The following is a 24,030-nucleotide window of genomic DNA, read 5'->3' as shown; positions in this document are numbered from 1 at the left end:
AACAAGTTAAATGCCTGAAAATCAATCAGTTGACCAAAAATTATGGGGATGTAAAAAACAAAAAAAGTCGGAAGAAAAAATCTTCCGACCATGACTGGCCATTTGGCCCCTGTTTTAATTTTCTACCCTACATACTTCCTAAGTCGCTCTCTTTTGTATTCGGGCAAGGAAGGGTTATTTATCGCTTTTTGTAATATGATGGGGTCTTTTTCTTTTGAAAGAATTATTTGAAAGCATTCTCTAACTGTTAGGGTATTTTCAGATCTTTCTGCCAAAATTAATTGGTCCTCTTTTTTTACATAGCCTTCTTCCAAAATACGGACATAGGTGCCAGAATATCCGTAATCTACATATTGTTTTAAAATTTTCGCATTATTAAAACGTACTCCCAGCTTATAACAAGGTTCCCTAGGTTGAGAAACCTGTACCAAGGCGCTTCCAATTCTATAAATATCACCGATTCTCATTTTGGACTCATCCAAACCGTCCACAGTGATGTTTTCGCCAAACATTCCCCAGTCCCATTCCAGTTCCGGATACAATTGTCTCCAATAGGAATAGCGATCGGAGGCAAAAAGATAGCAAGCTTTATTTATTCCTGCATGGTGCTCACGGTCTATAACGGTATCTTTCAGAACCTCTGTTTTACCGAGAAATAGAGCTTCATCGGTTGGGTATTTGAATATTCCAGTTTGCTCTTCCTTTCCATTCCAAAGAAAGGTTGTGGCTGTTCCAATATTGGTGGAGATGACTTTCATAATATAAAAATAAAATAAACCACTATATATTAATACACTGGCCTATTTTATTTTTGAAATGAATATCTAATTATCTTCCTTATCGAGGTTCTTGGTCAATTTAAAGCCAACAAAAAGTGCTGTCCCTGCCAATAGAAAAATACTGCCAGGGAAGGCTATTTGTTCCCGGATATTTAAGGCATCGGATAAAATACCTGCCACAATTATCCCCAATCCGATTCCCATTAGCAATAAGGCTAGGTTAAGAATTAGAATCTTCCAAATAGGCGCAGCTTTTTCTCTTTTCCCTCTTACAAAAATACTTGCGTCCGCCCCCTTTTCTATAAGGGCCAAACGTTCCTTGTTTCGAGTTGAAAAATAAAGGTAGGCAATTCCGAAAATAGCAATAAATAGACTTATAAAAACTGTTCCTGGTCCAATCATTTTTTTAAATTTTAATTGATTAATTTTAATGGGTTCCTATGTAGGACGTAACAATTTTGCGGATGGTTACAATTTTTTTTGATTATTTTTTTAAAGTTTATGTAACCCAAAACAACATAGGTTCGTCATATGTGCAAATGTCCACAAACGACGACCAACAAATTATAGACCGGATTTTAAGTGGTGATTCCAATAGTTTTGCGCTGTTGGTGGATCGCTACAAGGATTTGGTATTTCTATTGGCTTTACGGATGTTGAAAAATAGGGAGGAAGCGGAAGAGGTTGCCCAAGACACATTTGTTAAGATTTTTCAATCCATAAATAAGTTTAGAGGTGACTCCAAGTTTTCCACTTGGATATATAGGATAGGGTATAATACTTGCTTGGATAGATTAAGGAAGAATAGAAAGGAGCAGCCCTTAATGCAGATAGATGAGTTTACGGTACACCAAATAAAAAATTTGGACACTGCTCTGGATAATATGGAAGTGCAGGAGCAAAAGAAGGTCATTCATGAATGTTTGGAGGTATTGCCTAGTGAAGATAGTTTTTTATTGACCTTGTTTTATTTTGATGAAAGGTCAGTATCGGAGATTTCTAAAATAGTTGGGCTTACAGAGGCCAATGTAAAAGTTAAGTTGTTTAGGGGGAGAAAAAAATTGGCGACCATTTTAAAGAAGAATTTGGAACCTGAAATAATAGAGAGCTATGAAAGATGAAGCGCTGGAAAGGGAACTTGATAAATTGGCAGGTAAAGTTTTCCAGGATAAAACCTTGAACGTTACTTCGTTGGATTTTACTTCAAAAGTAATGTCCCAGATCGAAGTTGCCAGAAACCGAAGTATTACTACATATGTACCGCTGATTTCCAGAAAAGTTTGGGGAATCTTGGGTTTAGGCCTTTTATGTGTCTTTTTGTTCTCGTTTTTAATGGAAGATTCCATCGAAGTTGGCATGTGGTACGATAATATTGAATTGCCGGAATTTCAATTTCCTGATATTTTAGATAGGTTGCCCACTATGTTCCTATCGGATACTTTGGTATACGGTATTTTGGCATTTACCTTATTTCTTTACGTTCAAATATTCGTTTTAAAGAAATATTTGGATGAACGGCCATAATACTACTTATTACATTCCGAGATAGGAATACGCCCAGTACATTAGCACAAATTGAAGTGGGATTCTAAAGAGTAAAATCCATTTTGGTATTCCTGCCCCTTCCTTTTTGCCCCTTAACATATAAAAGTGCACCAATAGAAACACGGTCAACATTAATATGATGCCGATAATGGAAATATTCTTGGTTTCTGGGAAGCAAAGTCCTAGGCCCAAAAGAATTTCGGCCAGGCCGCTGAGATTAACCAATAGTTTATGATTTGGCAAGTACCTAGGCATTATTCGCATATATACTTTGGGAACAATAAAATGCATGATACCGGCAAATACATATATTGATCCTAAAAGGTAAAGGTGCCAAGGGTAGTCCATTTGGTAAAGATATAAATAAAAGAGGCTGAATTATCTAAGTAATTCAGCCTCTTAATTGTTTGCTAAAAATGATTATTTGACCATTTCATAACTTCTTTTGATGAACTTGGTAAGTTCCTCGCCTTTTAAAAGTCCTTTGGACAAACGTGCCAAATCTAGGGACTGATTAATAAGTCGCTCCTTCTTTTTGGCGGTCTTTGTGTTTAGGATTTCCGAAACCAATTCGTGGTTTGTATTCACTACCAAATTGTACATTTCCGGCATATTTCCCATACCGAACATTCCACCGCCACCGGATTGCTGCATTTCTTTCATACGGCGCATAAACTCCGGTTCTGTAATAATAAATGGAGAAGAGCTGCTATCCATGGCTTCCAATTGAATGGTGTAGCTTTTATTGTTGATTGCAGTCTCAATATCTGTTTTTAAGGTCTCTTTTTCCTCATCGGATAACTTGGAAATTTGGGTATCCTCTTTTTTAATCAAATTGTCCAAATGGTCTGCATCTACACGTGCAAAGGAAATTTTCTCTTTGGAGGTTTCCAATTTTTGCATTAGGTGCGATACTATAGGGGAATCCAACAATAATACCTCAAAACCTTTTGCCTTGGCTGCTTCAATATAACTGTGTTGCTCCTCCTTGTTGGAGGCATAAAGCAATACCAATTTATCATCCTTGTCGGTTTGATTGGCCTTTAATTTCTCTTGTAGTTCCTCAAAAGTATAATAAGCCCCATCTACTGTAGGGTATAAGGCAAATTTGTCCGCTTTTTCAAAGAATTTGTCTTCTGAAAGCATTCCGTATTCAATAACGATTTTAATGTCGTTCCATTTAGCTTCAAAATCCTCCCTGCTATTTTTAAAAAGGGAGCTTAATTTATCGGCCACCTTACGGGTGATATAGGTCGATATTTTCTTTACCGCGCCATCGGCCTGTAAGTAAGAACGGGAAACATTCAATGGAATGTCCGGAGAATCTATGACCCCTCTAAGCATTGTCAAAAATTCGGGAACAATTCCCTCTACATTATCAGTGACAAAAACTTGATTTTGGTATAATTGAATTCTATCTTTTTGCGTATTTAGATCGTTGGTCAATTTAGGGAAATACAATATTCCGGTTAGATTAAACGGATAATCTACGTTCAAGTGTATATGGAACAAAGGCTCCTCAAATTGCATGGGATAAAGTTCCCTATAGAATCCCTTATAATCCTCATCCGATAATTCTGTTGGCTGTTTTGTCCAAGCGGGATTGGGATTGTTAATTATATTGTCTGCCTCCTTTGTTGGTGCTGGATCTTCTTCCTTTGCGCCTTCCGGTTTGGGAAGGGTCTCGGTTGTAGTTCCGAATTTTATGGGAATAGGCATGAACTTGTTGTACTTTCTAAGCAAATTGCCAATTTTTCCTTCTTCCAAAAACTCTGTGGAGTCATCGGCGATGTGGAGAATTATTTCCGTACCACGAGTTGTTTTTTTAGCCTTTTTAAGGGTAAAATTAGGGGATCCATCACAAGCCCAGTGTGCTGCAGGTTCATCTTTATAACTCTTGGTGATAATCTCTACTTTGGATGCAACCATGAATGCCGAATAGAACCCTAGGCCAAAGTGGCCAATGATACCGGAGTCCTTGGCCGAATCTTTGTATTTGTCCAAGAATTCTTCAGCCCCTGAAAACGCAATTTCGTTGATGTATTTTTGTACTTCCTCCTCGGTCATACCTACACCCTGATCAATAACATGGATTTTCTTTCCTTCCTTATCGATCTTTACTTCAATTAAAGGGTTTCCATAATCAATTTTGGCTTCCCCAATTGTAGTTATGTGTTTAAGCTTTAATGTTGCATCTGTTGCATTCGAAATTAGCTCCCGTAAAAATATTTCATGATCGCTGTATAAGAATTTTTTTATGAGCGGAAATATGTTTTCTACTGAAACATTAATCTTGCCTGTGGCCATACTTCTAATTTTTTTAAGTTTACGACTTATCACTGTCAAAAAAAATACCATTGTTAGTCAAGGTGACAAACTGACATTCTTTAAATGGGATTGCATGGGTTCTTTGTCAGAAGGTAATTTATAATTTAAGGAATAGGCTATATGATTATTATCAGTACGTAACCGTATATTTTTGTCTATATTAGGTGTCACCAAATTTATTTCTCATATTTTAGATTTTATATTAATGTAAAAGGTGTGGGATAACCCACGTCAATTAAAAATTAAATTATCCAACGCATGTTCAATTCAAAAATAACAGGTTTGGGCTTTTATGTGCCTGACAATGTGGTCACCAACGACGATTTATCCAAAAAAATGGATACCAACGATGCCTGGATCCAAGAACGGACTGGCATCAAGGAAAGAAGGCATGTGGTAAAAGGTGATGGGGATACCACGACCACCATGGGGGTGAAAGCGGCCCAAATTGCCATTGATCGGTCAGGGATAGATAAAAATGATATCGATTTTATTGTCTTTGCAACATTAAGTCCCGATTATTATTTCCCTGGTCCAGGGGTTTTGGTACAGCGGGATTTGGGAATAAAAACAGTTGGAGCTTTGGATGTGAGAAATCAGTGTTCCGGTTTTGTATATGCCCTATCGGTCGCAGACCAATACATAAAAACCGGTATGTATAAAAATGTGTTGGTTATAGGGTCCGAACTACATTCCCACGGACTGGATATGACCACAAGGGGTAGGGGGGTTTCGGTGATTTTTGGTGACGGTGCAGGAGCGGCAATCGTCAGCAGGGAGGAAGATACCACCAAAGGAATACTATCCACCCATTTGCATTCCGAAGGTCAACATGCGGAGGAGCTATCATTGATTGCACCTGGGATGGGGAAGCGTTGGGTCAATGACATTTTGGAGGATAATGACCCCAACGATGAATCATATTTTCCATACATGAACGGACAATTTGTTTTTAAAAATGCCGTGGTCCGGTTTAGTGAAGTGATCGTTGAGGGGTTAAAAGCTAATAATTTGGAGGCAAAAGATATAGATATGTTGGTTCCTCATCAGGCCAACCTTAGAATATCCCAATTTATACAAAAGAAGTTTGGTCTAAGTGATGATCAGGTTTTTAATAATATTATGAAATATGGGAATACTACTGCAGCCTCGATACCTATTGCCTTAACAGAAGCTTGGGAGATGGGTAAAATTAAATCGGGAGATTTGATTGTCTTGGCCGCTTTTGGAAGTGGCTTTACTTGGGGCAGTGTCATAATTAGATGGTAAGGTGTTTTTAAATAAGAAAGAGTACAAAAGCAAAACCCGGAACAGATGTTCCGGGTTTCTTTCATTGATAGACTATACTAAACACTAACCATTAACTATAAATATATAGCGTTATCAATGACCAATTTCTTATATTCTTCCCCTTAAAGTACGAATATTCCGTTCCCTACTTACAATGATTAACACACTTTAACATCAAAATGATAATGTGTTAACACCTCGTTTTGGGTGTATATGTACAGAAAACAAAAGCCAATAAATTATAATTGCAATCAGGCTATAGGACTGGGGGAACTATGCCTGTCAACAAATTAAGGACTAATTATTTTATTTTCAAAATATAGGTGCAGTAACTTTATAATTGGTTTTGTTAAAGTGACTTCGTTTTTGCTTAAGATTACTTGTGGGAAATCTGTCGGGTGTTAAAAAAATAGCATCTCCGAATTCCAATTATGTTATGTAATTGATTGTAAATCAGTAATTAATGCTTTTCTTATTCAAAGTGAATTGCAAATAACCATTTACAAAGTTTTGAATTAAAGGGTTAGTTGTAGGTGAGTTTTTTTGTTCGAAAAAAATGCGGACATACTTGTACAACTTACCGCCAAAATGCTATTTGCATCGGTGAATTGTTGACCAACTTTAAGTCGTTTTCTTAGATATCCGGGATTTGATATTGTAGAAGTAAGGAATATTTATTCTTTTTCCAATTGACCAAAAAAATTCTAAGGTATTCATTATATTAATTGAAAATATCAAGGTGCTGTGGCTTTGGCTAAAAGCACATTAATCAATTACGCTGAATAGCTTGAAAAGAGATTTGGAAAAAGGTAGTTTGCTTGTTTTCTAAATTTTTCTTTTAGAAAGAATGCCTTAATTAAATGGTATAAAATTGTAATTTTGTGCTTATGGAATTTTCTTCTAAATTACTCGAAAGTGCGGTATACGAGATGTCCCAATTGCCAGGAATAGGTAAGCGCACGGCATTGAGGTTGGTCTTACACCTCCTAAAACGGCCAAAGGAGCAAACCGCTGGATTGGCGGAAGCCTTGGTCAATTTAAAGGACAATATTAAGTTCTGCAAGAACTGTCATAATATTTCGGATGTAGCCGTTTGTGAGATTTGCTCCAATCCGAGGAGAGACGAAAGTGTTGTCTGTGTAGTTGAAGATATTAGGGATGTAATGGCAATAGAGAATACTGGGCAGTTTCAAGGCTTGTACCATGTTCTTGGGGGTAAAATTTCCCCGATGGAAGGAGTTGGTCCTCAAGACTTAACGATTTTTTCTTTGGTAGACAAAGCAAAACAGGGAAAAATAAAGGAATTGATTTTAGCGTTAAGTTCTACTATGGAGGGAGATACGACCAACTTTTATATTTACAAGCAACTGGACGGGTTGGGTATTAAAACTTCGACCATAGCAAGGGGTATTGCCGTAGGGGACGAATTGGAATACGCCGATGAGGTTACATTGGGTAGAAGTATACTTAATAGGATTCCATTCGAGAATTCATTAAAAGTTTAAATGCCAACAACGAAAAGTATGAATAAAAGTCAATAAAATGGTCTTTTATTTATTATTTTTGCAAATTATTAATCATTATAAGTGCATTAAATAGGGATATGTCAAAATTTGAACTAAAATTACCACAAATGGGCGAAAGTGTTGCAGAGGCGACACTTACCTCCTGGCTGAAGGAAGTTGGCGATGCTATAGAAATGGATGAAGCTGTTTTTGAAATTGCCACCGATAAGGTAGATTCCGAAGTTCCAAGTGAAGTAGATGGCATTTTGGTAGAGAAATTATTTAATATAGACGATGTTGTTAAAGTAGGGCAGACGGTTGCCATTATAGAAATAAACGGCGGTGGTTTTGACGGGAATTATCAAGAGGACAATCATGTTTCGTCAACGCCATTGGAAACGCCTACAAAAGAGGTCGAAGAACTGGAAGTCTCAGTAAATGAAGCCAAAGAAATAGTAACTGCACCGGTACTGGATTACAGTGGCTCTGATAGATTTTATTCCCCTTTGGTTAAAAATATTGCAAAGCAGGAAGGTATAACAATTGCGGAATTGGATACTATTCCGGGTACAGGAAGTGAAGGTAGGGTGACCAAAAATGATATTTTGGACTATATGGCCGCTGGAAAATTAAGCGGCGGGCAACCTTATGGCGAAAAAGGGGAAAAAAGTATGGAAACTCCGATGGCCAAGCTTGAGCAAGAAGAAAAGAAGCCCATTCCCGTTAAGCAAGTAGTAGCAAAACAAGAAGATGTAAAAATAACTTCGGAGAAGGCGGAGCCAAGTAATGGCGATGAGCACATACCTTTAACCCGTATGGGGAAATTAATTGCCCACCATATGACGGCCAGCATCGCCACCTCGGCGCATGTGCAAAGTTTTGTTGAGGTTGATGTTACCAATGTGGTGAATTGGAGAAATAAGGTTAAGGATGCCTTTGAAAAAAGGGAGGGCGAGAAGCTTACTTTTACCCCGATCTTTATGGAGGCCGTGGCCATTGCCCTGAAGAAATACCCTATGATAAATATATCTCTCGAGGGAGATACTGTGATTAAGAAAAAGAATATAAACATTGGTATGGCAGCGGCCTTGGCAGATGGAAATTTAATAGTTCCCGTTATTAAAAATGCCGATCAGTTAAATCTGGTGGGTATGGCAAAAGCTGTAAACGATTTGGCCAAGAGGTCCAGAAATAATGCATTGAAGCCAGATGAGGTTAAGGATGGCACCTATACTGTAACCAATGTTGGAACTTTTGGCAGTGTTTTTGGCACGCCAATCATCAATCAGCCGCAAGTTGGTATTCTGGCCTTGGGCGCTATTCGTAAGATACCTTCCGTTATTGAAACCAAAGAAGGTGATTTTATTGCTATTAGAAGTAAAATGTTTCTTTCCCATAGCTATGACCATAGGGTGGTTAACGGTGCTCTGGGCGGAATGTTCGTAAAAGCGGTGGCCGATTATTTGGAGGCCTGGGATATAAATAGGGAGGTGTAAGTAGCAACTTAAGCCTATTTTTCACTAGTTAAAATGTAAAAACCTTTTGAGATGGACACAGTACAATAGGTTTTGTATTAGGATTTGGTTCTACATCCGCTTCGGCGTTTAACAATACAATCAATACCGGGTTATGATATTCCAATGGTTAACCCGTGACCATAGATCAATATAGTAACAGCTGTTGGCGGGATTGGCGTTGTTTGTCGAATAATGTTGGTTATTCTTTTACGGTACATCTTGTAAAAACTATATTTGCACAAAGAACCTACAGCATGCAATTAAAGCTTACAAGACCAATTTGTTTTTTCGATCTGGAGACTACTGGTACCAATGTGGCCAAGGATAGAATAGTGGAAATAGCTATATTAAAGGTATATCCAAATGGAAATAAGGAGAGCAAGACCTGGTTGGTTAACCCGGAAATGGAAATCCCTGCCGAAGTGGTGGCAATTCATGGCATTTCCAATGAAAAAGTGGCAAATGAACCTACCTTTAAACAGCTCTCCAAAGAAATTCATAAAATGATTAAGGACTGTGATTTGGGAGGTTATAATTCCGATCGCTTTGATATTCCGCTTTTGGCAGAAGAGATGCTTCGGTCCGAAATAGATTTTGATATGAAGAATGCCGTTTCTGTGGATGTGCAGACCATTTTTCATAAAATGGAGAAAAGGACCTTGGAAGCCGCCTATAAATTTTATTGCGATAAAAATTTGGTCGATGCCCATAGTGCCGAGGCTGATACCAATGCAACCTATGAAGTGCTCTTGTCGCAATTGGATAGATATCCCGAATTGGAAAATAACATCAAAAAACTATCGGAATTTACAACTAGAAAACAATCGGTGGATTTCGCTGGATTTATTGTTTTTGATGAAGAAGGGGCGGAGATTTTTTCTTTTGGAAAACATAAGGGAAGAAAAGTGCATGATGTCCTAGAAAAAGAACCAGGTTATTTTGGTTGGATTTTGAATGCCGATTTTCCTTTGTATACTAAAAAAGTTCTGACTCAAATAAAACTAAGCAAATTGAACAACAAACTGGGTTAAAAGTTGGGTGGTTTTGTAAAAATGTTCAATTTTTCAACGGCGTATCCTGGCCTATTCTGCAGGCCGGCTGTAATAATGCCAAATTCTAAAGAACACTTATTATCATGAAAATTATTTGTATTGGCCGTAATTATACGGAGCATATCAAGGAATTGAATAACGAAAGACCCACCGATCCAGTGTTGTTTATTAAGCCGGACTCTGCAGTTTTGCCCAAGGAACAGGATTTTTACATACCTGAATTTTCCCAAGACGTACATTATGAAGTAGAGGTATTGGTGAAAATAAAAAAAGTAGGCAAACATGTAGATGTCCAATTTTCCCATAATTATTATGACGAAATTGGTTTGGGTATCGATTTTACAGCTAGGGACATTCAATCTCTATTAAAGGAAAAGGGATTGCCCTGGGAAAAGGCAAAGGGTTTTGATGGGTCAGCTGTAATCGGCAAATGGCTGCCAAAATCCGATTTTAAGGATTTAAATAATATAAATTTTCAACTTAAAAAGAACGATAAACTGGTTCAGCAAGGCAATACCGGTTTAATGCTGTGGAAGATTGATGAAATAATATCTTATGTCTCGCGTTTTTTTACTTTGAAAAAAGGTGATATTATTTTTACAGGTACACCTGCCGGTGTTGGTAGAATAAGTGCAAATGATTATCTTTCGGGTACCTTGGAGAATGAACAAATGTTCTCATTAAATATAAAATAGATGATTTATAGTCTGGACAAGATAAATGAAATGGCAGATGGTGATGATGAATTCATTAAATCTGTCGTTGCTGTTTTTTTGGAAGAAGTGCCTCAGGATTTGGATGAACTTGAGAAAGCATTAGGGTTGAAAAATTATGATAGTGTTTATAAGTTGGCGCATAAAATTAAACCTAATGTAGATTTGTTGGGCATGGAGCAAACTCGCGATATAGCTTTGCAGATAGAAACTTTGGGAAAAAAGGAGGAGAATACGGCCGAAATTCAGCGACTTGTGCCCTTACTTAAAAAAGATGTTCAGCAAGTGGTTTCAGAATTGAAAAATGACTTTAAGATTTAATGTTTGCTGAAATTATTACTATTGGCGATGAGATTCTCATTGGTCAAATTATAGATACCAATTCTGCTTTTATTGCCCAAGAACTTAATAAGATCGGTGTTTCTGTTTATCAGATTACTTCAGTACAGGATGAAAAACATCATATCCTGAAAGCTCTGAAAGAAGCGGAATCAAGAGCCGACATCATAATAATGACGGGTGGTTTGGGTCCGACCAAAGACGATATCACCAAGCACACATTGTGCGAGTATTTCAATGATACCTTAGTGGAGAGTGCTGAAGTGCTGGCCCATGTTGAGGCTATTTTTCGAAAACACTTAGGGATTCCCTTGTTGGAGGTAAACAGAAATCAAGCGTTGGTACTTTCCAAGTCCGTTGTTCTCCATAATGAATTTGGCACAGCGCCGGGAATGTGGATTAAAAGTGATGGAAAGGTCTTTATCTCGTTGCCGGGTGTTCCCTTCGAGATGAAAAATTTAATTACGGCGAAGGTAATACCTGGAATAATAAAGGATTTTAAACGCCCATATATTGTTCACAAGACGATTATTACCTATGGTATTGGGGAAAGTTCCCTTGCGGATAAGATATCCTCCGTAGAGGATAATCTGCCCAGTTTTGTGAAATTGGCCTACCTGCCAAGTCTAGGCTCTGTAAGGTTGAGGCTTACGGGAAAAGGAAGCGATAGTGAATTGATAAATTCCGCTGTCAAAAGCGAGGCGGAAAAAATTAAAAAGTTGATAGGCGACCTTGTTTTTGGCGAGGAAGGCGATGAGCCCTTGGAATCCGTGATTGCACAAATATTGACAAAAAAAGGAATGACCTTGGGGACCGCGGAAAGTTGTACAGGAGGTAAAATTGCCCAACAGATAACCAGTATGCCGGGTGCATCGGCTTATTTTAAGGGGAGCATTGTAAGTTACGCCACAGAAGCCAAAATAGAGCTGCTTAAGGTATCCAAGACAACCATAGACCAATTTTCAGTGGTAAGTGCAGAGGTGGCCCTTGAAATGGCTGTCAATTTGTGTAAAATACTAAAAACGGATTTTGCTATCGCTACTACGGGGAACGCTGGCCCAACAAAAGGGGATTCCAGTGCAGAGGTAGGAACGGTGTTTATAGCAATCGTTTCTCCCAACACGGAAGTTGTGGAGGAATTTCATATGGGAAGTCAAAGAGAAAGAATTGTGCAAAAGTCTGTAAATAAGGCATTTGAAATGCTTCAAAAAGAAATTTTAAAATTCTGACGAAGAATTTTGTCCGTCCCATAAAATTAATTTAAATTTGCACCCTGTTTATAACAAAATAAAAGTAGAGAGATGTCAAAAGTTTGTGATGTTACTGGAAAGAGAGCCATGTTTGGGAACAATGTGTCCTTCTCGATTAATAAAACCAGAAGAAGATTTGATGTAAATCTTTCTAAAAAGCGTTTCTATATTCCAGAAGAAGATCGTTGGGTAACCTTAAAGGTTTCCGCAAAGGCTTTAAAGAGTATAAATAAAAAAGGAATTTCCGTTGTTTTAAAAGAAGCAAAGGAAAAAGGATTAATAAAATAATCCTGAAATACTAAGATAATAATGGCAAAGAAAGGTAACAGAATTCAGGTTATTTTGGAATGTACAGAGCACAAAGAATCTGGCATGCCAGGTACTTCAAGGTACATAACCACAAAAAACAAAAAGAACACTCCAGATAGGATGGAAATTAAAAAATTTAATCCTATCCTTAAGAGAATGACAGTTCATAAAGAAATTAAATAATACGTCATGGCAAAGAAAACGGTAGCGAGTTTACAAACAAGTTCAAAGAGATTGACCAAGGCCATTAAAATGGTAAGGTCACCTAAAACAGGTGCTTATACTTTTCAGGAGTCTGTTATGAGTCCAGAGATGGTAAACGATTGGTTGAAAAAGAATTAAAAACCTAAATATATTTGGTTATAAAGCTACTTTCCGATGAAAGTAGCTTTTTTATTTTTATATCTTTGATGAAAAGGAATATGCCAAGAATATGAGTTTATTTAAGAAAATTTTTTCCACGCAAAAAAAGGAGTCTTTGGATAAGGGTCTTGAAAAGACCAAGACCAATTTTTTATCCAAACTAAGTAAAGCGGTAGTTGGGAAATCCAAAGTAGATGATGATGTATTGGACAATTTGGAGGAAGTGTTGGTTTCTTCCGATGTTGGTGTAAATACAACCTTAAAGATAATAGACCGTATAGAGGCTAGGGTATCCAAGGATAAATACTTAGGGGTAGATGAGCTTAATGTCATCTTGCGGGAGGAAATAGCGGGATTGTTATCTGAAACCAATTCCGGGGCTGAAACAGAATTTACTGTTCCATTGGTGAGAAAGCCTTATGTAATAATGGTGGTTGGTGTCAATGGTGTAGGTAAAACCACAACTATAGGTAAGTTGGCCTATCAATTTAAGAAACAAGGATTAAAGGTGGTCCTTGGTGCAGCTGATACCTTTAGGGCCGCTGCGATAGACCAATTGCAGGTTTGGGCCGATCGTGTGGATGTACCTCTCATAAAACAAAATATGGGAAGCGATCCGGCTTCCGTGGCTTTCGACACCCTCAGTTCGGCCATTAAACAAAATGCGGATGTGGTGATTATAGATACCGCTGGCAGACTGCACAATAAGGTTAATTTAATGAATGAATTGACCAAAGTGAAGCGAGTAATGCAGAAGGTGGTGGAAGGTACTCCGGATGAAGTCCTTTTGGTATTGGATGGTTCCACAGGTCAGAATGCATTTGAGCAGGCCAAAGAGTTTACCAAAGCTACCGAGGTAACTTCCTTGGCGGTTACAAAATTGGACGGAACCGCAAAGGGGGGTGTGGTCATAGGTATTTCAGATCAATTTCAGATCCCCGTAAAATATATAGGAGTAGGTGAAGGAATTGATGATTTGCAAGTATTTAATAAGGTTGAGTTTGTAGATTCATTTTTTAGCGGCAAGCGATGAGGATATTCCGGAAGGTTTTTAAAGTAGTATTTCTATTGTTTGTCTTGCTGTTAATAGCTTATTTTTTGGGCCCCAAGGTAGAGAAGCCTGTATTGACCATGGATTTGCCAAGAGTGGAAACGAATTTGGATATACTGAACAACAATCTTTTGCAAAGCGAAAAGGCCAATACAAAAATTAAGACCAATAATGAATCCCGTATCATTTGGTACGATTCAATTCCCACTATAACGGAATATTCCATTTTATATCTCCATGGTTGGTCTGCCAGTCATGAAGAGGGAGCTCCTTTGCATACTGAGTTGGGAAGGAGATATGGAGCCAATGTGTATTTACCTAGATTAAAAGGCCATGGGGTACGGGATGATGATGCCTTTTTGGATTTAACGGCAGGGGATTACTTCGATTCCGCCAAGGAGGCTTTCGCTATTGCAAAAAAAATTGGAAGCAAGGTTATTGTTATGGGTACTTCTACCGGAGGCACTTTGGCCCTTTATTTGGCTCATGGGGAGGAGGATATCGCCGGACTTCTTCTATATTCCCCAAACGTGGAAATCTACGATCCAACGGCACCCTTATTGTCCGGGCCTTGGGGATTGCAACTAGTGAAAACTATTATGGATGGGGATTACTATGAGTCCGAGGCAGATTCCTTAAAAAAGGCTTACTGGACCACTAGGTATAGGGTAGAGGCATTGGTGCAACTTCAGACATTGTTGGATGAAACCATGAAGCCAGAGGTTTTTCAGAAAATACATCAACCTACGTTTTTAGGGTACTATTACAAAAATGAGGAAGAACAGGATGAGGTCGTGTCTGTTCCTGCAATGTTGGAAATGTACGATCAACTGGGTGTTAAAGATGGCAAGAAACAAAAAGTGGCTTTCCCCAATGTAGGCAACCATGTAATGACCTCTTATATTACTTCCAAGGATTTGGAATCCGTAAAGCAAGAAACTATTGGATTTTTGGAGGATGTGATTAAAATGCATCCTGTGGAATAATGTTTTTGTGCATCCAATATGCCAAGTGTCGTATTTTGGAGATAATCGCGCTAGTCTATTATATCATTTAGTTTTTTCCATAAATCAGTATCAAAGGAGGTTGGTCCCAATTCTTGCTCATTGGCAGAATCTCCCATGCGTATAACTACCAATCCTTTGCTGGGTACTACATAGAGCTTTTGGTCCAAGGCGCCAAGACCAGCTATGAGGTCGTCCGGAGCATCAGGTATTAATTTTCCAGGGAACAGCTCTTCCGATCCCGGTATTCTAAAGCTGCTTTTTCCATTAAGCCACCAGAGGTAGCCATAAGATTTGTTTAGATCTTGGGATGTACTGGTCATGGCTTCAAAATAGCCGGGATCGTCTAGAATTTTATCCCCGTCCCAATTTCCTTTGTTAAGGTTCAATAGCCCAAAACGGGCCATACTACGGGCATTGCTAAAATATAGATTAAGATAGCCCGTTTTTATCCAAGAACCTTGCATCCCTATTTTGTTGCGCAGCTTCTCATTAAAGTAATCCTTAAAATCTTGCTGTACGGCACCAGTAACAATATTGTCCAAAAGCGTATAGGCTGCATTGTGGTAATACCAAAATGTATTGGGGTCATCTTTGTAAATTAGACATTCCTTATCGGTACAGAAGCTGTTTTCGCCCGTAAAATCCAGCCCGGAAGTCATGGTTAGATGATTTTTAACAGTAATTTGTTGCTCCTGTTCGGGACTAAGGGTAGACCAGCCTGTTCCCATATAATCGGAGGAGGCATTGTTTATAGAAAGCAAACCTTCCTTTTGTGCTATACCTACCGTAAATGCGGTCAAGGTTTTAGCGGCTGAATTCCAAGTGTGGTTTTTAGAAGCGCTAAAGCTTCCAAAATATTTTTCCATAACAATCTTTCCATCTTTCAAAAGAATAAAAGCATCTGTATTATTCGTTTCCAGGAAGGCGTAAAGTGACTGTTCTCCACTGGAGTTCCAGTTTAATTCCTCAAGGGATATGGTTTTCCATTCTTCAGAATTCAATGGAGGAAAAAACATTTTCCCTTCAGTTGGGATCGGTGCTTCATCATCACTGCCCTTAGAGCATCCCATTATGCAACAGGCAGCAAACAAACATGTAATTAAAAAATAGGTTTTCATAGGGCTTTATATCTTAGAGCTCAAATGGTTATAAAGGTTTAACGTTAAAAGAATAAAAAAAGATATAATGGGACTACAATCTTTTTTCAAGTTGTACTTTTGCACTTTATTTGGAAAATATGCGGACTAAGTCACTTAAGAAAAATAGAATCAATGTAGTAACCTTGGGCTGTTCCAAGAATGTTTACGATTCGGAGGTGTTGATGGGGCAATTAAGGGCCAACAACAAGGAGGTTGTTCATGAGGAAGAGGGTAATGTTGTGGTAATAAACACTTGCGGTTTTATTGCCAATGCCAAGGAGGAGAGTGTAAATACCATTTTGGAATACGTTCAGAAAAAGGAAGCTGGTGAGGTTGATAAGGTGTTTGTAACAGGCTGTTTAAGTGAGCGTTATAAGTCAGATCTCCAAAAAGAGATCCCTGATGTTGATGAATATTTTGGTACCAGCGAATTACCTAATCTGTTAAAGGCCTTAGGAGCGGATTACAAGCACGAACTTATTGGGGAGCGTTTAACGACAACCCCTAAAAATTACGCCTATCTAAAAATTGCCGAAGGTTGTGATCGTCCATGTTCCTTTTGTGCCATTCCTATTATGCGGGGTAAACACAGAAGTACTCCCATTGAAGATTTGGTTACCGAAGCCAATAAATTAGCGGCCAAAGGAGTTAAGGAATTAATTCTTATTGCCCAGGACCTTACCTATTACGGACTAGATCTTTATAAGAAACGAAATTTGGCAGAATTGCTAAATGAGTTGGTGAAAGTGGAGGGTATAGAATGGATCAGGTTACATTATGCTTTCCCGACCGGATTTCCTATGGATGTTTTGGAGGTGATGAAACGTGAACCAAAGGTTTGTAATTACTTGGATATTCCGTTACAGCATATTTCAGATTCAATATTGAAGAGTATGCGTAGGGGAACTACCCAAGCAAAAACAACCAAATTGCTGCAAGACTTTAGGGCTGCGGTTCCCGAAATGACGATCAGGACCACTTTGATAGTGGGTTACCCAGGGGAAACAGAGGAGGATTATCAAACTTTGAAGAGTTGGGTGGAAGAGATGCGCTTCGAAAGATTGGGCTGTTTTACATATAGTCATGAGGAGAATACCCATGCTTTTAATCTTATAGACGACGTTTCCGAGGAAGTAAAACAACAAAGGGCATCGGAGATTATGGAACTGCAGTCACAGATTTCTTGGGAGTTGAACCAAGAAAAAGTAGGGAAAATACTGCGCTGTATCATAGACCGTAAGGAAGGCAAATATTTTGTAGGGAGATCGGAGTTCGATTCCCCGGATGTAGATAATGAAGTGTTGGTAGACGCCGCCAAGCATTATGTAAAAGTAGGGGAATTTGTAGATCTAAAGATTTTTGAGGCCGCCGATTTCGATCTTTACGGTGAGCCGGTTTAATTATAGCTGGTTGAGGTTTGGTTAAGTGGTTGTGGTAATCACAAGTTATCCATACTTTTTTTGCAGGTTATTGTTTGGGTTTTAGTCAAGTTCAAGGGTTAATTGCGCTTGAAAAAGATATGCTTCACTTTTTTTCATATTTTTAGTCCGTTAACAGACCAAAATATGAATCGCAGATTATTTATTACAGGTGCAGCCACTGCTGGTGTTGCAACACTCACAATGGCCAACGCCTTGCCACTGGAAACTTCCAAAAAAGAAAAAAGATATCAAAACGGACAGAGTCCATGGCCCATCTGTTTGGATACAGCTACCATAAGGCCGGCCAAGGGTTTGGAGAAAAAAGTGGAGATTGCCATAGCGGCAGGCTATGATGCCATTGAACCTTGGGATAGTGATTTGGAGGAATACGAAAAAAATGGGGGAGACCTTAAAAAGTTGGGAGCCAAAATAAAACAAGCAGGTTTGTTTGTGCCTAGTATGATCGGGCTTTGGGGTTGTATTCCAAAGAATGAGGATGAATTTCAAAAATCTTTGCCAGCCACCAAAAATAGAATGAGGATGGCATCGGAAATAGGTTGTACCTATGTACAGGCAATACCAAATCAGGTCGGAGAAAATTATGACCCTCATTTTGTTGCGTCATGTTATCGAAGATTATTGGAAATTGGTATAAAGGAGTATAATGTAATACCCGCTATGGTATTTGTAAAGATGTTCCCCCTAAAAACCATGGGTCAGGCCACCGCCGTAGCCCTGGATGCAAATCACCCTCAAGCTAAAATAATTCCGGATGTATATCATATGTATATTTCTGAAGGTGGTTTTGATGGCTTAAAACTTCTAAATGGTAATATCTTTGCCATTTTTCAGTTTAACGATGCCCCCAAAGGAATGGAGTTAAAAGATATGCAAGACAAACATCGGGTTTTTCCAGGCGATGGAATATTACCGCTTCCACAGATTTTAAAAGATCTTAAAAGTACAGGGTACAATGGGTGTATTTCCTTGGAATTGTACAATCCGGAATATTACAACATGGACTTATTGGAGGTGGCCAAGACCGGACTTCAAAAGACCCTAAATGTAATCAAAGAGGCGGGAGTTTAATTTTATTTCCGCCCATTTTAAAAAGGTGCTGGTCATAAAAGGTTATTCCAATTCCTAAAAGTAAAATAATACCACCTAGGATCATCTGTAGAGTAATTACCTCATTTAGAAATATCCAGGCCAATAAGGCAGCCAATATGGCTTGGGCCAAAAGACTTAGGGAAACTCTTGTAGCCCGCATATGTTGGGTGGCGTAGCTGATTAGGGTCCAAGCCAATAATTGACAGACCAATCCTTGGATCAAAAGAACAAACCATCCAATATTGGAGAAACCATTAAAAGGTTCGCCTAGCAACCAGGATATGATCCCTAAAGAGAGGGAAGAAGATATGAGGCTCAATGTCATAAAGTTAACAATAGAGATCTTGCCCAACACTTTTTTGCTAATCAGAATGTAGATGGTATAGAATATTCCGGATAGTACTCCAAAACTAAATCCAATATCAAAAGAAAGTTGGCTAAAGAATTGAAACCCTACTAAAGTGATCATCCCCAATAACGCAATGGCGGTACCTATCCAAAAGTTTCTTGAAGGCTTGGGTTTTAAAAATAAAAATGTTCCAATCCCAACCCATACAGGTGATAAGTTAGTTAATAATGATGCCTGAGTTGCCGTGGATTTTTGAATTGCAATATTCCATACAGCAACATCGGAACCAAAACATATTCCGCATAGTAGGGCCAGGGCAAATGTACTGCCTTTTGGGATTTCCAATTGATTAGTAAACAGGGCGTATGGTAGAATTATGGCCAGGGCTATGGCCATTCTATAGAAGGCGGAAATAAGCCCGGGAGTGTAGTTTAATTTCACCAAAATTGGAAAAATGGAAATACAGATAATTCCAATGATAAGGGCAATCCGAGGTTTTGTTATCATTATGAAAAAAAGGATAAAAATAGAGAATGGAAAGAGTAGTTAGTGTATATAAAAGCAAATAAAAAATTCCAGCAATTTACATGTTCACAAATTCAAATCCAGCAAGAGGTATGGCCCTTAGGTCAAATTCCGTCTCATTCAGTAGGATGCCATGTTCCAAATAAGCTTTTAGATTGGCCAGCCAGAATGTCCAGCCATTGCTACACCCATAATGTATATTTAATTTGCTATTGTCATCGGTGGGTATGTTGTATTGTCTTAGGGTAAGTAGTATATACTTTCCCTGCACTTCCATGGAAATAGAGACATGACATAGACCGGCGAAAGTAATTTCCAAAAAATCTTTACCGTTGGCCTGTATTACTTTCCCTTTCTCTTGACCGTCCCAATTATGCCATTCCCAGATATAACTATCCCCTTCGGCAATTTCATCCGTCCCTGATTTTAGACGTCCACCGCTGGAAGTGTAGGAGGCATTACTTAAAAACCAGGAGGTAATCCCATCCGCAGTACACCAGGACCAATAAATTTTTTCCAAATTGGTTTTAATGTATATTTTTTTGGTAAAGGAATCAAAACTAAGTGTGCTCATTTTAGTTGCTTTTGTACTATTTCCAGATTATATATTTCACGTCCCAATTGTGCTAGAAAAGGAAGTCCAATTGTCTCATATTCGTATTTATTGTCGTTGAAAATTCCATCCTTGTTTACCAAAAGTGTGGCAGTTAGGATGAATTCAATATTGTTTTTACTATCTATTATATAGGCGCAATCCGTAATGGTACCATAGGCATTACCAACTTTATTGTATATTTTAAGGTATTCGGGAATAGTGTCTTTCGTATCCCCGAACATAAAAAACTTACCATAGCCATCGTAATAATCCATTTCATCATAGCCAATATTTTTAGGCAAGTCGGACATAGCCTTTAAGAGGAACTCATATTGTTCCTGACTTAGGTTAAATTGTTCATTTTTTGTGAATTGCCCAGGAAAGATGATTCTTTTCAACACTTCGTTTTGGGTGCTTAGAGGGAAATAATTTTTTAGACTAAAATCAAATGGTCCGTTCGTTAAGGTGTTCTCTTCGTAGTAGCCCACACCTTTTTTTATTCCTTTTATTAATAAAGGTTTGGCTGGCTTATTAGTACTTGGTTCCAACAAAGTTACGGTAGTATCGTTTAGGTAAATAATCAGTGGTCTTGTGGTTACTTCAAAGGCATTTTCCGTTGAAAGTCGGTGTGAGATTCGTACTGGGGCTATACCCCTGTCCTTTAAACTTTTATTTATACGGTCCTGACCTAAAAATTCGAATAATCGGTTGTTGGCCTCATTGTCGCTTACGGCGAAAATCTTGGAAATCTCATTGGCAAATGTAGTTTCCAAGGAGTCGCCCTCAACATAAAACTTGGTGTAAAGGTCCAAGGAATCCATTTCGTTCAGTTTTTCCAGACTCAGCAATGCTGTTAATATTTTAACCGTACTTGCGGGGTAGAAATAATTGCTGTCGTTGACCTGATAATTGTAATCGGTAAAAACAATACTGTCCTTTATCCTTTGAATTTTAGTGTACCTTATTTGCAGCTCATATTGCGCTACACTGTCCATCACTCTTTTTATTTTTGGATTGGTGGAGGATAGGGCCAATTCCAAAAAATTTGGCTGTTCAATTTGGGGGCTACATGAAAAAAGCAAAGACATTAATACGATAAGGGAAAAAACATATCTTTTGCCCATAGGTTTGGTTTAGGTATTATTAATTATTCCTTTGCAGTGTAAACTTCTCCTCGGTGAGGTTTTAGGGCGTCCCTAACAGCAATCATTTCAGATTCGGTTACAACTAGATATGCAATGGCGTGCATGTCATTTAGGGTCAAATTTCCAGTGATGTTCAACTTTAAATTTTGGGCCAAAACATATTCCTCAAGATGTATTTTATGGTGCTGGGCCGTATTCTGTGCTGATTCACCCCTAAAATCCCAAATTAGTTTTATTTGTCTGTCTTCCATTGAATAAAATTAACAATAAAAGGAATAACTTATGCTGTAAAGAATAGGTTAAATGCAGCCCAGTTTTATTAAAAACAGAGAACTTGCATAATGCGTCTTAATTGCTAAATTTGCGGAATGGATTTTTGTAAAATAAAGCGGGTGAATATTTCAAGATTATTAGTGAGCGCATTATTGCTATGTACTTGTATATCTTGTGATTCTCTTTTTAATAGGAAGGTAGACAAAATTCCTGTAGCTAGGGTAGGGGAAAATTACTTGTATAAAGAGGATTTGAAAGCACTGCTTTTGGCCAATATGTCCAAGGCAGATAGTACCTCGTTGGTCAATAATTATATTAATAATTGGGCTTATAAACAATTGTTACTGTCCAAGGCCAAAATAAATCTGCCCGAGGATAAGCTGGAACATTATGAACAATTGGTTTCCAATTACAGAACGGATTTGTATACAGGGGCTTATAAGGAAGCATTGGTCTTAAAATCCCATGATACTGCCATAAGTAAGGCTCAACTTACCGAATTTTACGAGCGTGAAAAGGAAAATTTCAAATTGAAGGAAAGGATAATGCAATTGCGGTTTGTTGAATTGCCAATACAATATTTGGACAAGGATTTGGTAGCCAAGAAATTAAAAGACTTTAAAGAGGAGGATAAGCGATATTTAGATTCCATAAGTGTTCAGTTCAGAAAAGTGAATTTTAACGATTCCATTTGGGTAAGTGTATTTAGGGTAATGGAAGAAATTACTCCCTTATCCCCTGAAAATCAGGATAAGTACTTAAAAAAATCACAATTTTTTGAATTACAGGACTCTTTAGGGGTATATTTGGCAAAGGTAAACGATTTGTTGGAAATCAACGATATTGCTCCCCTTCCTTATATCGAACCGACCATTAAGCAACTGCTTTTAAATAGAAGGAAGTTGGATTATATGAAAAAATTGGAAGTAGAGTTAATGGATGAAGCTATTAAAGAAAAAGAATTTGAAGTTTATGAACAAGGTAATTAAAACAAGTTTTTCCCTGTCTATATTATTGTTGTCAGGGATTGTAAGCGCGCAAGAAAGTGAAAAACTTCCAGATACCCAGGTAGAACCTCAGGAGGTAACTGTTGAGGAGTCGATGATAACCAAAAATGATTCGGTGAACAATTTTGAAAGGATAAAATTGGACGGAATTGCTGCGGTAGTTGGCGACTATGTTATTTTGGAATCGGATATTGAGAAAACTTTGATAGATCTGAAAAGTCAGGGTGCCTCCACTGCCGATGTAACAAGATGTGGTCTTTTGGGTAAATTGATGGAGGATCGTTTATATGCCCATCAGGCGGTTCAGGATAGTATTTTGGTCTCGGATGACGAGGTAAATTCACAAGGGGATCGACAATTGCAGCAATTGGTGTCTCAGATCGGTTCTATGGAAAAGGTGTTGAAATACTATAAAAAAGACGATGAAGCCAGTTTTCGTGAAGATCTTTACAAGATAAACAAGTTGAGAATGTTATCCGAAAAAATGCAAAATAAAATTGTTTCGGAAATAGAGATTACTCCTGAGGAGGTTAGGCAATTCTTTAACAAAATCCCAGTAGATGAAAGACCCGTTTTTGGAGCGGAATTGGAGATTGCACAGATTGTAAAGGAACCTAAAGCCACCGATGAAGAAAAGCAAAAGGTAATAGATAAATTAAATGGCATTAAGGCAGATATTGAGGAAAACGATGCCAGTTTTAGCGTGAAGGCCATTTTGTATTCCCAAGATCCGGGGTCAAAATCCAAAGGTGGGTACTATAGTATGACCCGTGAAACTCCATTTGTTAAGGAATTTAAGGATGTGGCCTTTAGTTTAAGGGAAGGTGAGATTTCCGATCCTTTTGAAACTCCTTTTGGCTATCATATCATTTTTGTCGAAAAAATAAGGGGTCAAGAACTGGATCTAAGGCATATACTTATATCACCGGAGATATCCCAAAAGGAATTGGACAATGCGCGTACAGAATTGGATAGTATAAAAAAAGGTGTTTTGGACGGTAAATTTACCTTTGCCGCTGCGGCCTTGAATTTTTCGGATGAAAAGGAAACCAAATTTGATGGAGGTTTGTTAAGAAATCCACAGGATTATAGCTCACGTTTTGAGCTTACTAAAATGGAGCCTTCCCTTTACAACCAGGTTAGGGACATTAAGGACAATGAAATTTCCATGCCTATTCTGGAGAACGATCCCAGAGGTGGTAGTCCAAAGTACAAAATCATGAAAATTACCAACCGCTATGACGAGCATGTTGCGGATTTTGCCAAGGATTACATAAAAATTCAGGAATTGGCCCTAAGGGAAAAGCAGTATAATGCCATTAAGAAATGGATGGATGACCATATTGAAGACACCTATGTAAGTGTTAATGCAGGAAACAAAGACTGTGATTTTGCAAATAATTGGATAAAGGATTAAA

General features: G+C 38.2%; 27 protein-coding genes. 18 read left to right on the top strand and 9 right to left on the bottom strand.

Annotation, left to right across the window (positions count from 1 at the left end; translation table 11 throughout):
* Positions 1-122 precede the first annotated feature (122 nt).
* The gene (locus CWD91_RS21640) at positions 123-758 is read right to left on the bottom strand and encodes an MOSC domain-containing protein (RefSeq protein ID WP_103443064.1); all 636 of its coding nucleotides are present in this window, start codon (positions 756-758) and stop codon (positions 123-125) included.
* Positions 759-824: 66 nt separating this feature from the next.
* Positions 825-1,181 carry a DUF6249 domain-containing protein gene (locus CWD91_RS21635; protein WP_103443063.1) on the bottom strand — a complete coding sequence of 119 codons (357 nt, stop codon included), beginning with the start codon at positions 1,179-1,181 and terminating at the stop codon, positions 825-827.
* Between the two features lie 62 nt (positions 1,182-1,243).
* Here CWD91_RS21635 and CWD91_RS21630 point away from each other — a divergent pair, with 62 nt between their 5' ends.
* Together CWD91_RS21630 and CWD91_RS21625 are read left to right on the top strand one after the other, a co-directional pair.
* Positions 1,244-1,900, top strand: coding sequence for an RNA polymerase sigma factor (locus tag CWD91_RS21630; protein WP_317045627.1), 657 nt, complete (start codon positions 1,244-1,246; stop codon positions 1,898-1,900).
* Positions 1,890-2,303: a hypothetical protein gene (locus CWD91_RS21625; protein ID WP_103443062.1), complete on the top strand. Its 414-nt coding sequence runs from the start codon at positions 1,890-1,892 to the stop codon at positions 2,301-2,303. Before CWD91_RS21630 ends, CWD91_RS21625 begins: the two co-directional genes overlap by 11 nt.
* Positions 2,304-2,312: 9 nt before the next feature.
* Here CWD91_RS21625 and CWD91_RS21620 read toward each other — a convergent pair whose 3' ends face one another.
* The gene (locus CWD91_RS21620; protein WP_103443061.1) at positions 2,313-2,672 is read right to left on the bottom strand and encodes a DoxX family protein; all 360 of its coding nucleotides are present in this window, start codon (positions 2,670-2,672) and stop codon (positions 2,313-2,315) included.
* 72 nt (positions 2,673-2,744) lie between these two features.
* Positions 2,745-4,631 carry a molecular chaperone HtpG gene (htpG, locus tag CWD91_RS21615; RefSeq protein WP_103443068.1) on the bottom strand — a complete coding sequence of 629 codons (1,887 nt, stop codon included), beginning with the start codon at positions 4,629-4,631 and terminating at the stop codon, positions 2,745-2,747.
* Between the two features lie 279 nt (positions 4,632-4,910).
* Here htpG and CWD91_RS21610 point away from each other — a divergent pair, with 279 nt between their 5' ends.
* The 12 genes from CWD91_RS21610 to CWD91_RS21555 all read left to right on the top strand — a co-directional run bounded on the left by CWD91_RS21610 (position 4,911) and on the right by CWD91_RS21555 (position 15,027).
* The gene (locus CWD91_RS21610) at positions 4,911-5,921 is read left to right on the top strand and encodes a 3-oxoacyl-ACP synthase III family protein (RefSeq protein ID WP_103443060.1); all 1,011 of its coding nucleotides are present in this window, start codon (positions 4,911-4,913) and stop codon (positions 5,919-5,921) included.
* A gap of 908 nt (positions 5,922-6,829) precedes the next feature.
* A complete protein-coding gene (gene recR / locus CWD91_RS21605; protein WP_103443059.1) occupies positions 6,830-7,447 on the top strand; it encodes a recombination mediator RecR in 618 nt (205 codons plus the stop codon).
* 98 nt (positions 7,448-7,545) lie between these two features.
* Positions 7,546-8,943, top strand: coding sequence for a dihydrolipoamide acetyltransferase family protein (locus tag CWD91_RS21600; RefSeq protein WP_103443058.1), 1,398 nt, complete (start codon positions 7,546-7,548; stop codon positions 8,941-8,943).
* A 275-nt stretch (positions 8,944-9,218) separates the two neighbouring features.
* Positions 9,219-9,995 carry a 3'-5' exonuclease gene (locus CWD91_RS21595; protein WP_103443057.1) on the top strand — a complete coding sequence of 259 codons (777 nt, stop codon included), beginning with the start codon at positions 9,219-9,221 and terminating at the stop codon, positions 9,993-9,995.
* A gap of 104 nt (positions 9,996-10,099) precedes the next feature.
* Positions 10,100-10,711: a fumarylacetoacetate hydrolase family protein gene (locus tag CWD91_RS21590; protein ID WP_103443056.1), complete on the top strand. Its 612-nt coding sequence runs from the start codon at positions 10,100-10,102 to the stop codon at positions 10,709-10,711.
* On the top strand, positions 10,712-11,050 hold the full coding sequence (locus CWD91_RS21585; protein ID WP_103443055.1) for an Hpt domain-containing protein: 339 nt from the start codon (positions 10,712-10,714) through the stop codon (positions 11,048-11,050). It begins immediately after the preceding gene.
* Positions 11,050-12,297: a competence/damage-inducible protein A gene (locus tag CWD91_RS21580; protein ID WP_103443054.1), complete on the top strand. Its 1,248-nt coding sequence runs from the start codon at positions 11,050-11,052 to the stop codon at positions 12,295-12,297. The genes CWD91_RS21585 and CWD91_RS21580 overlap by 1 nt, the downstream gene beginning before the upstream one ends.
* Positions 12,298-12,369: 72 nt before the next feature.
* Positions 12,370-12,606, top strand: a complete 237-nt coding sequence (rpmB, locus tag CWD91_RS21575; protein ID WP_031444792.1) for a 50S ribosomal protein L28 — start codon at positions 12,370-12,372, stop codon at positions 12,604-12,606.
* A gap of 21 nt (positions 12,607-12,627) precedes the next feature.
* The gene (gene rpmG, locus CWD91_RS21570) at positions 12,628-12,810 is read left to right on the top strand and encodes a 50S ribosomal protein L33 (protein WP_031444791.1); all 183 of its coding nucleotides are present in this window, start codon (positions 12,628-12,630) and stop codon (positions 12,808-12,810) included.
* Between the two features lie 6 nt (positions 12,811-12,816).
* Positions 12,817-12,969: a DUF4295 domain-containing protein gene (locus tag CWD91_RS21565; protein ID WP_103443053.1), complete on the top strand. Its 153-nt coding sequence runs from the start codon at positions 12,817-12,819 to the stop codon at positions 12,967-12,969.
* Between the two features lie 91 nt (positions 12,970-13,060).
* The gene (gene ftsY, locus CWD91_RS21560) at positions 13,061-14,023 is read left to right on the top strand and encodes a signal recognition particle-docking protein FtsY (protein WP_103443052.1); all 963 of its coding nucleotides are present in this window, start codon (positions 13,061-13,063) and stop codon (positions 14,021-14,023) included.
* Complete coding sequence (locus CWD91_RS21555; protein WP_103443051.1) at positions 14,020-15,027, top strand: alpha/beta hydrolase; 1,008 nt, start codon at positions 14,020-14,022, stop codon at positions 15,025-15,027. Before ftsY ends, CWD91_RS21555 begins: the two co-directional genes overlap by 4 nt.
* Positions 15,028-15,077: 50 nt before the next feature.
* Here CWD91_RS21555 and CWD91_RS21550 read toward each other — a convergent pair whose 3' ends face one another.
* A complete protein-coding gene (locus CWD91_RS21550; protein WP_103443050.1) occupies positions 15,078-16,166 on the bottom strand; it encodes a serine hydrolase domain-containing protein in 1,089 nt (362 codons plus the stop codon).
* A gap of 119 nt (positions 16,167-16,285) precedes the next feature.
* Here CWD91_RS21550 and rimO point away from each other — a divergent pair, with 119 nt between their 5' ends.
* Together rimO and CWD91_RS21540 are read left to right on the top strand one after the other, a co-directional pair.
* Positions 16,286-17,587: a 30S ribosomal protein S12 methylthiotransferase RimO gene (gene rimO, locus CWD91_RS21545; RefSeq protein ID WP_103443049.1), complete on the top strand. Its 1,302-nt coding sequence runs from the start codon at positions 16,286-16,288 to the stop codon at positions 17,585-17,587.
* Positions 17,588-17,752: 165 nt separating this feature from the next.
* Entirely contained in the window at positions 17,753-18,697 is a 945-nt protein-coding gene (locus CWD91_RS21540) for a sugar phosphate isomerase/epimerase family protein (RefSeq protein WP_103443048.1), read from the top strand.
* On the opposite strand, the gene CWD91_RS21535 is transcribed toward CWD91_RS21540, so the two are convergent.
* From CWD91_RS21535 to CWD91_RS21520, 4 genes are all read right to left on the bottom strand, one after another.
* Positions 18,678-19,574, bottom strand: coding sequence for a DMT family transporter (locus CWD91_RS21535; protein WP_103443047.1), 897 nt, complete (start codon positions 19,572-19,574; stop codon positions 18,678-18,680). The two genes, CWD91_RS21540 and CWD91_RS21535, sit on opposite strands and share 20 nt — an antisense overlap.
* A gap of 76 nt (positions 19,575-19,650) precedes the next feature.
* The gene (locus CWD91_RS21530; protein ID WP_103443046.1) at positions 19,651-20,166 is read right to left on the bottom strand and encodes an SRPBCC family protein; all 516 of its coding nucleotides are present in this window, start codon (positions 20,164-20,166) and stop codon (positions 19,651-19,653) included.
* Positions 20,163-21,311 carry a serine hydrolase gene (locus CWD91_RS21525; protein WP_103443045.1) on the bottom strand — a complete coding sequence of 383 codons (1,149 nt, stop codon included), beginning with the start codon at positions 21,309-21,311 and terminating at the stop codon, positions 20,163-20,165. Before CWD91_RS21525 ends, CWD91_RS21530 begins: the two co-directional genes overlap by 4 nt.
* A gap of 23 nt (positions 21,312-21,334) precedes the next feature.
* Complete coding sequence (locus CWD91_RS21520; protein WP_103443044.1) at positions 21,335-21,583, bottom strand: hypothetical protein; 249 nt, start codon at positions 21,581-21,583, stop codon at positions 21,335-21,337.
* A 117-nt stretch (positions 21,584-21,700) separates the two neighbouring features.
* On the opposite strand from CWD91_RS21520, the gene CWD91_RS21515 reads away from it, so the two are divergent.
* Together CWD91_RS21515 and CWD91_RS21510 are read left to right on the top strand one after the other, a co-directional pair.
* On the top strand, positions 21,701-22,594 hold the full coding sequence (locus tag CWD91_RS21515) for a peptidylprolyl isomerase (RefSeq protein WP_103443043.1): 894 nt from the start codon (positions 21,701-21,703) through the stop codon (positions 22,592-22,594).
* A complete protein-coding gene (locus CWD91_RS21510) occupies positions 22,578-24,029 on the top strand; it encodes a peptidylprolyl isomerase (protein ID WP_103443067.1) in 1,452 nt (483 codons plus the stop codon). Before CWD91_RS21515 ends, CWD91_RS21510 begins: the two co-directional genes overlap by 17 nt.
* Position 24,030 lies beyond the last annotated feature (1 nt).

The organism is Arenibacter hampyeongensis (genome assembly GCF_002909255.1).
Classification (GTDB): Bacteria; Bacteroidota; Bacteroidia; order Flavobacteriales; family Flavobacteriaceae; genus Arenibacter; species Arenibacter hampyeongensis.
This window is presented reverse-complemented; position numbering and strand designations above follow the sequence as displayed.

Coding starts and splice junctions, on each gene's coding strand:
- CWD91_RS21640 (WP_103443064.1), bottom strand. CDS start 758: ATGAAAGTCATCTCCACCAATATTGGAACAGCCACAACCTTTCTTTGG.
- CWD91_RS21635 (WP_103443063.1), bottom strand. CDS start 1,181: ATGATTGGACCAGGAACAGTTTTTATAAGTCTATTTATTGCTATTTTC.
- CWD91_RS21630 (WP_317045627.1), top strand. CDS start 1,244: ATGGTTACAATTTTTTTTGATTATTTTTTTAAAGTTTATGTAACCCAA.
- CWD91_RS21625 (WP_103443062.1), top strand. CDS start 1,890: ATGAAAGATGAAGCGCTGGAAAGGGAACTTGATAAATTGGCAGGTAAA.
- CWD91_RS21620 (WP_103443061.1), bottom strand. CDS start 2,672: ATGGACTACCCTTGGCACCTTTACCTTTTAGGATCAATATATGTATTT.
- htpG (WP_103443068.1), bottom strand. CDS start 4,631: ATGGCCACAGGCAAGATTAATGTTTCAGTAGAAAACATATTTCCGCTC.
- CWD91_RS21610 (WP_103443060.1), top strand. CDS start 4,911: ATGTTCAATTCAAAAATAACAGGTTTGGGCTTTTATGTGCCTGACAAT.
- recR (WP_103443059.1), top strand. CDS start 6,830: ATGGAATTTTCTTCTAAATTACTCGAAAGTGCGGTATACGAGATGTCC.
- CWD91_RS21600 (WP_103443058.1), top strand. CDS start 7,546: ATGTCAAAATTTGAACTAAAATTACCACAAATGGGCGAAAGTGTTGCA.
- CWD91_RS21595 (WP_103443057.1), top strand. CDS start 9,219: ATGCAATTAAAGCTTACAAGACCAATTTGTTTTTTCGATCTGGAGACT.
- CWD91_RS21590 (WP_103443056.1), top strand. CDS start 10,100: ATGAAAATTATTTGTATTGGCCGTAATTATACGGAGCATATCAAGGAA.
- CWD91_RS21585 (WP_103443055.1), top strand. CDS start 10,712: ATGATTTATAGTCTGGACAAGATAAATGAAATGGCAGATGGTGATGAT.
- CWD91_RS21580 (WP_103443054.1), top strand. CDS start 11,050: ATGTTTGCTGAAATTATTACTATTGGCGATGAGATTCTCATTGGTCAA.
- rpmB (WP_031444792.1), top strand. CDS start 12,370: ATGTCAAAAGTTTGTGATGTTACTGGAAAGAGAGCCATGTTTGGGAAC.
- rpmG (WP_031444791.1), top strand. CDS start 12,628: ATGGCAAAGAAAGGTAACAGAATTCAGGTTATTTTGGAATGTACAGAG.
- CWD91_RS21565 (WP_103443053.1), top strand. CDS start 12,817: ATGGCAAAGAAAACGGTAGCGAGTTTACAAACAAGTTCAAAGAGATTG.
- ftsY (WP_103443052.1), top strand. CDS start 13,061: ATGAGTTTATTTAAGAAAATTTTTTCCACGCAAAAAAAGGAGTCTTTG.
- CWD91_RS21555 (WP_103443051.1), top strand. CDS start 14,020: ATGAGGATATTCCGGAAGGTTTTTAAAGTAGTATTTCTATTGTTTGTC.
- CWD91_RS21550 (WP_103443050.1), bottom strand. CDS start 16,166: ATGAAAACCTATTTTTTAATTACATGTTTGTTTGCTGCCTGTTGCATA.
- rimO (WP_103443049.1), top strand. CDS start 16,286: ATGCGGACTAAGTCACTTAAGAAAAATAGAATCAATGTAGTAACCTTG.
- CWD91_RS21540 (WP_103443048.1), top strand. CDS start 17,753: ATGAATCGCAGATTATTTATTACAGGTGCAGCCACTGCTGGTGTTGCA.
- CWD91_RS21535 (WP_103443047.1), bottom strand. CDS start 19,574: ATGATAACAAAACCTCGGATTGCCCTTATCATTGGAATTATCTGTATT.
- CWD91_RS21530 (WP_103443046.1), bottom strand. CDS start 20,166: ATGAGCACACTTAGTTTTGATTCCTTTACCAAAAAAATATACATTAAA.
- CWD91_RS21525 (WP_103443045.1), bottom strand. CDS start 21,311: ATGGGCAAAAGATATGTTTTTTCCCTTATCGTATTAATGTCTTTGCTT.
- CWD91_RS21520 (WP_103443044.1), bottom strand. CDS start 21,583: ATGGAAGACAGACAAATAAAACTAATTTGGGATTTTAGGGGTGAATCA.
- CWD91_RS21515 (WP_103443043.1), top strand. CDS start 21,701: ATGGATTTTTGTAAAATAAAGCGGGTGAATATTTCAAGATTATTAGTG.
- CWD91_RS21510 (WP_103443067.1), top strand. CDS start 22,578: ATGAACAAGGTAATTAAAACAAGTTTTTCCCTGTCTATATTATTGTTG.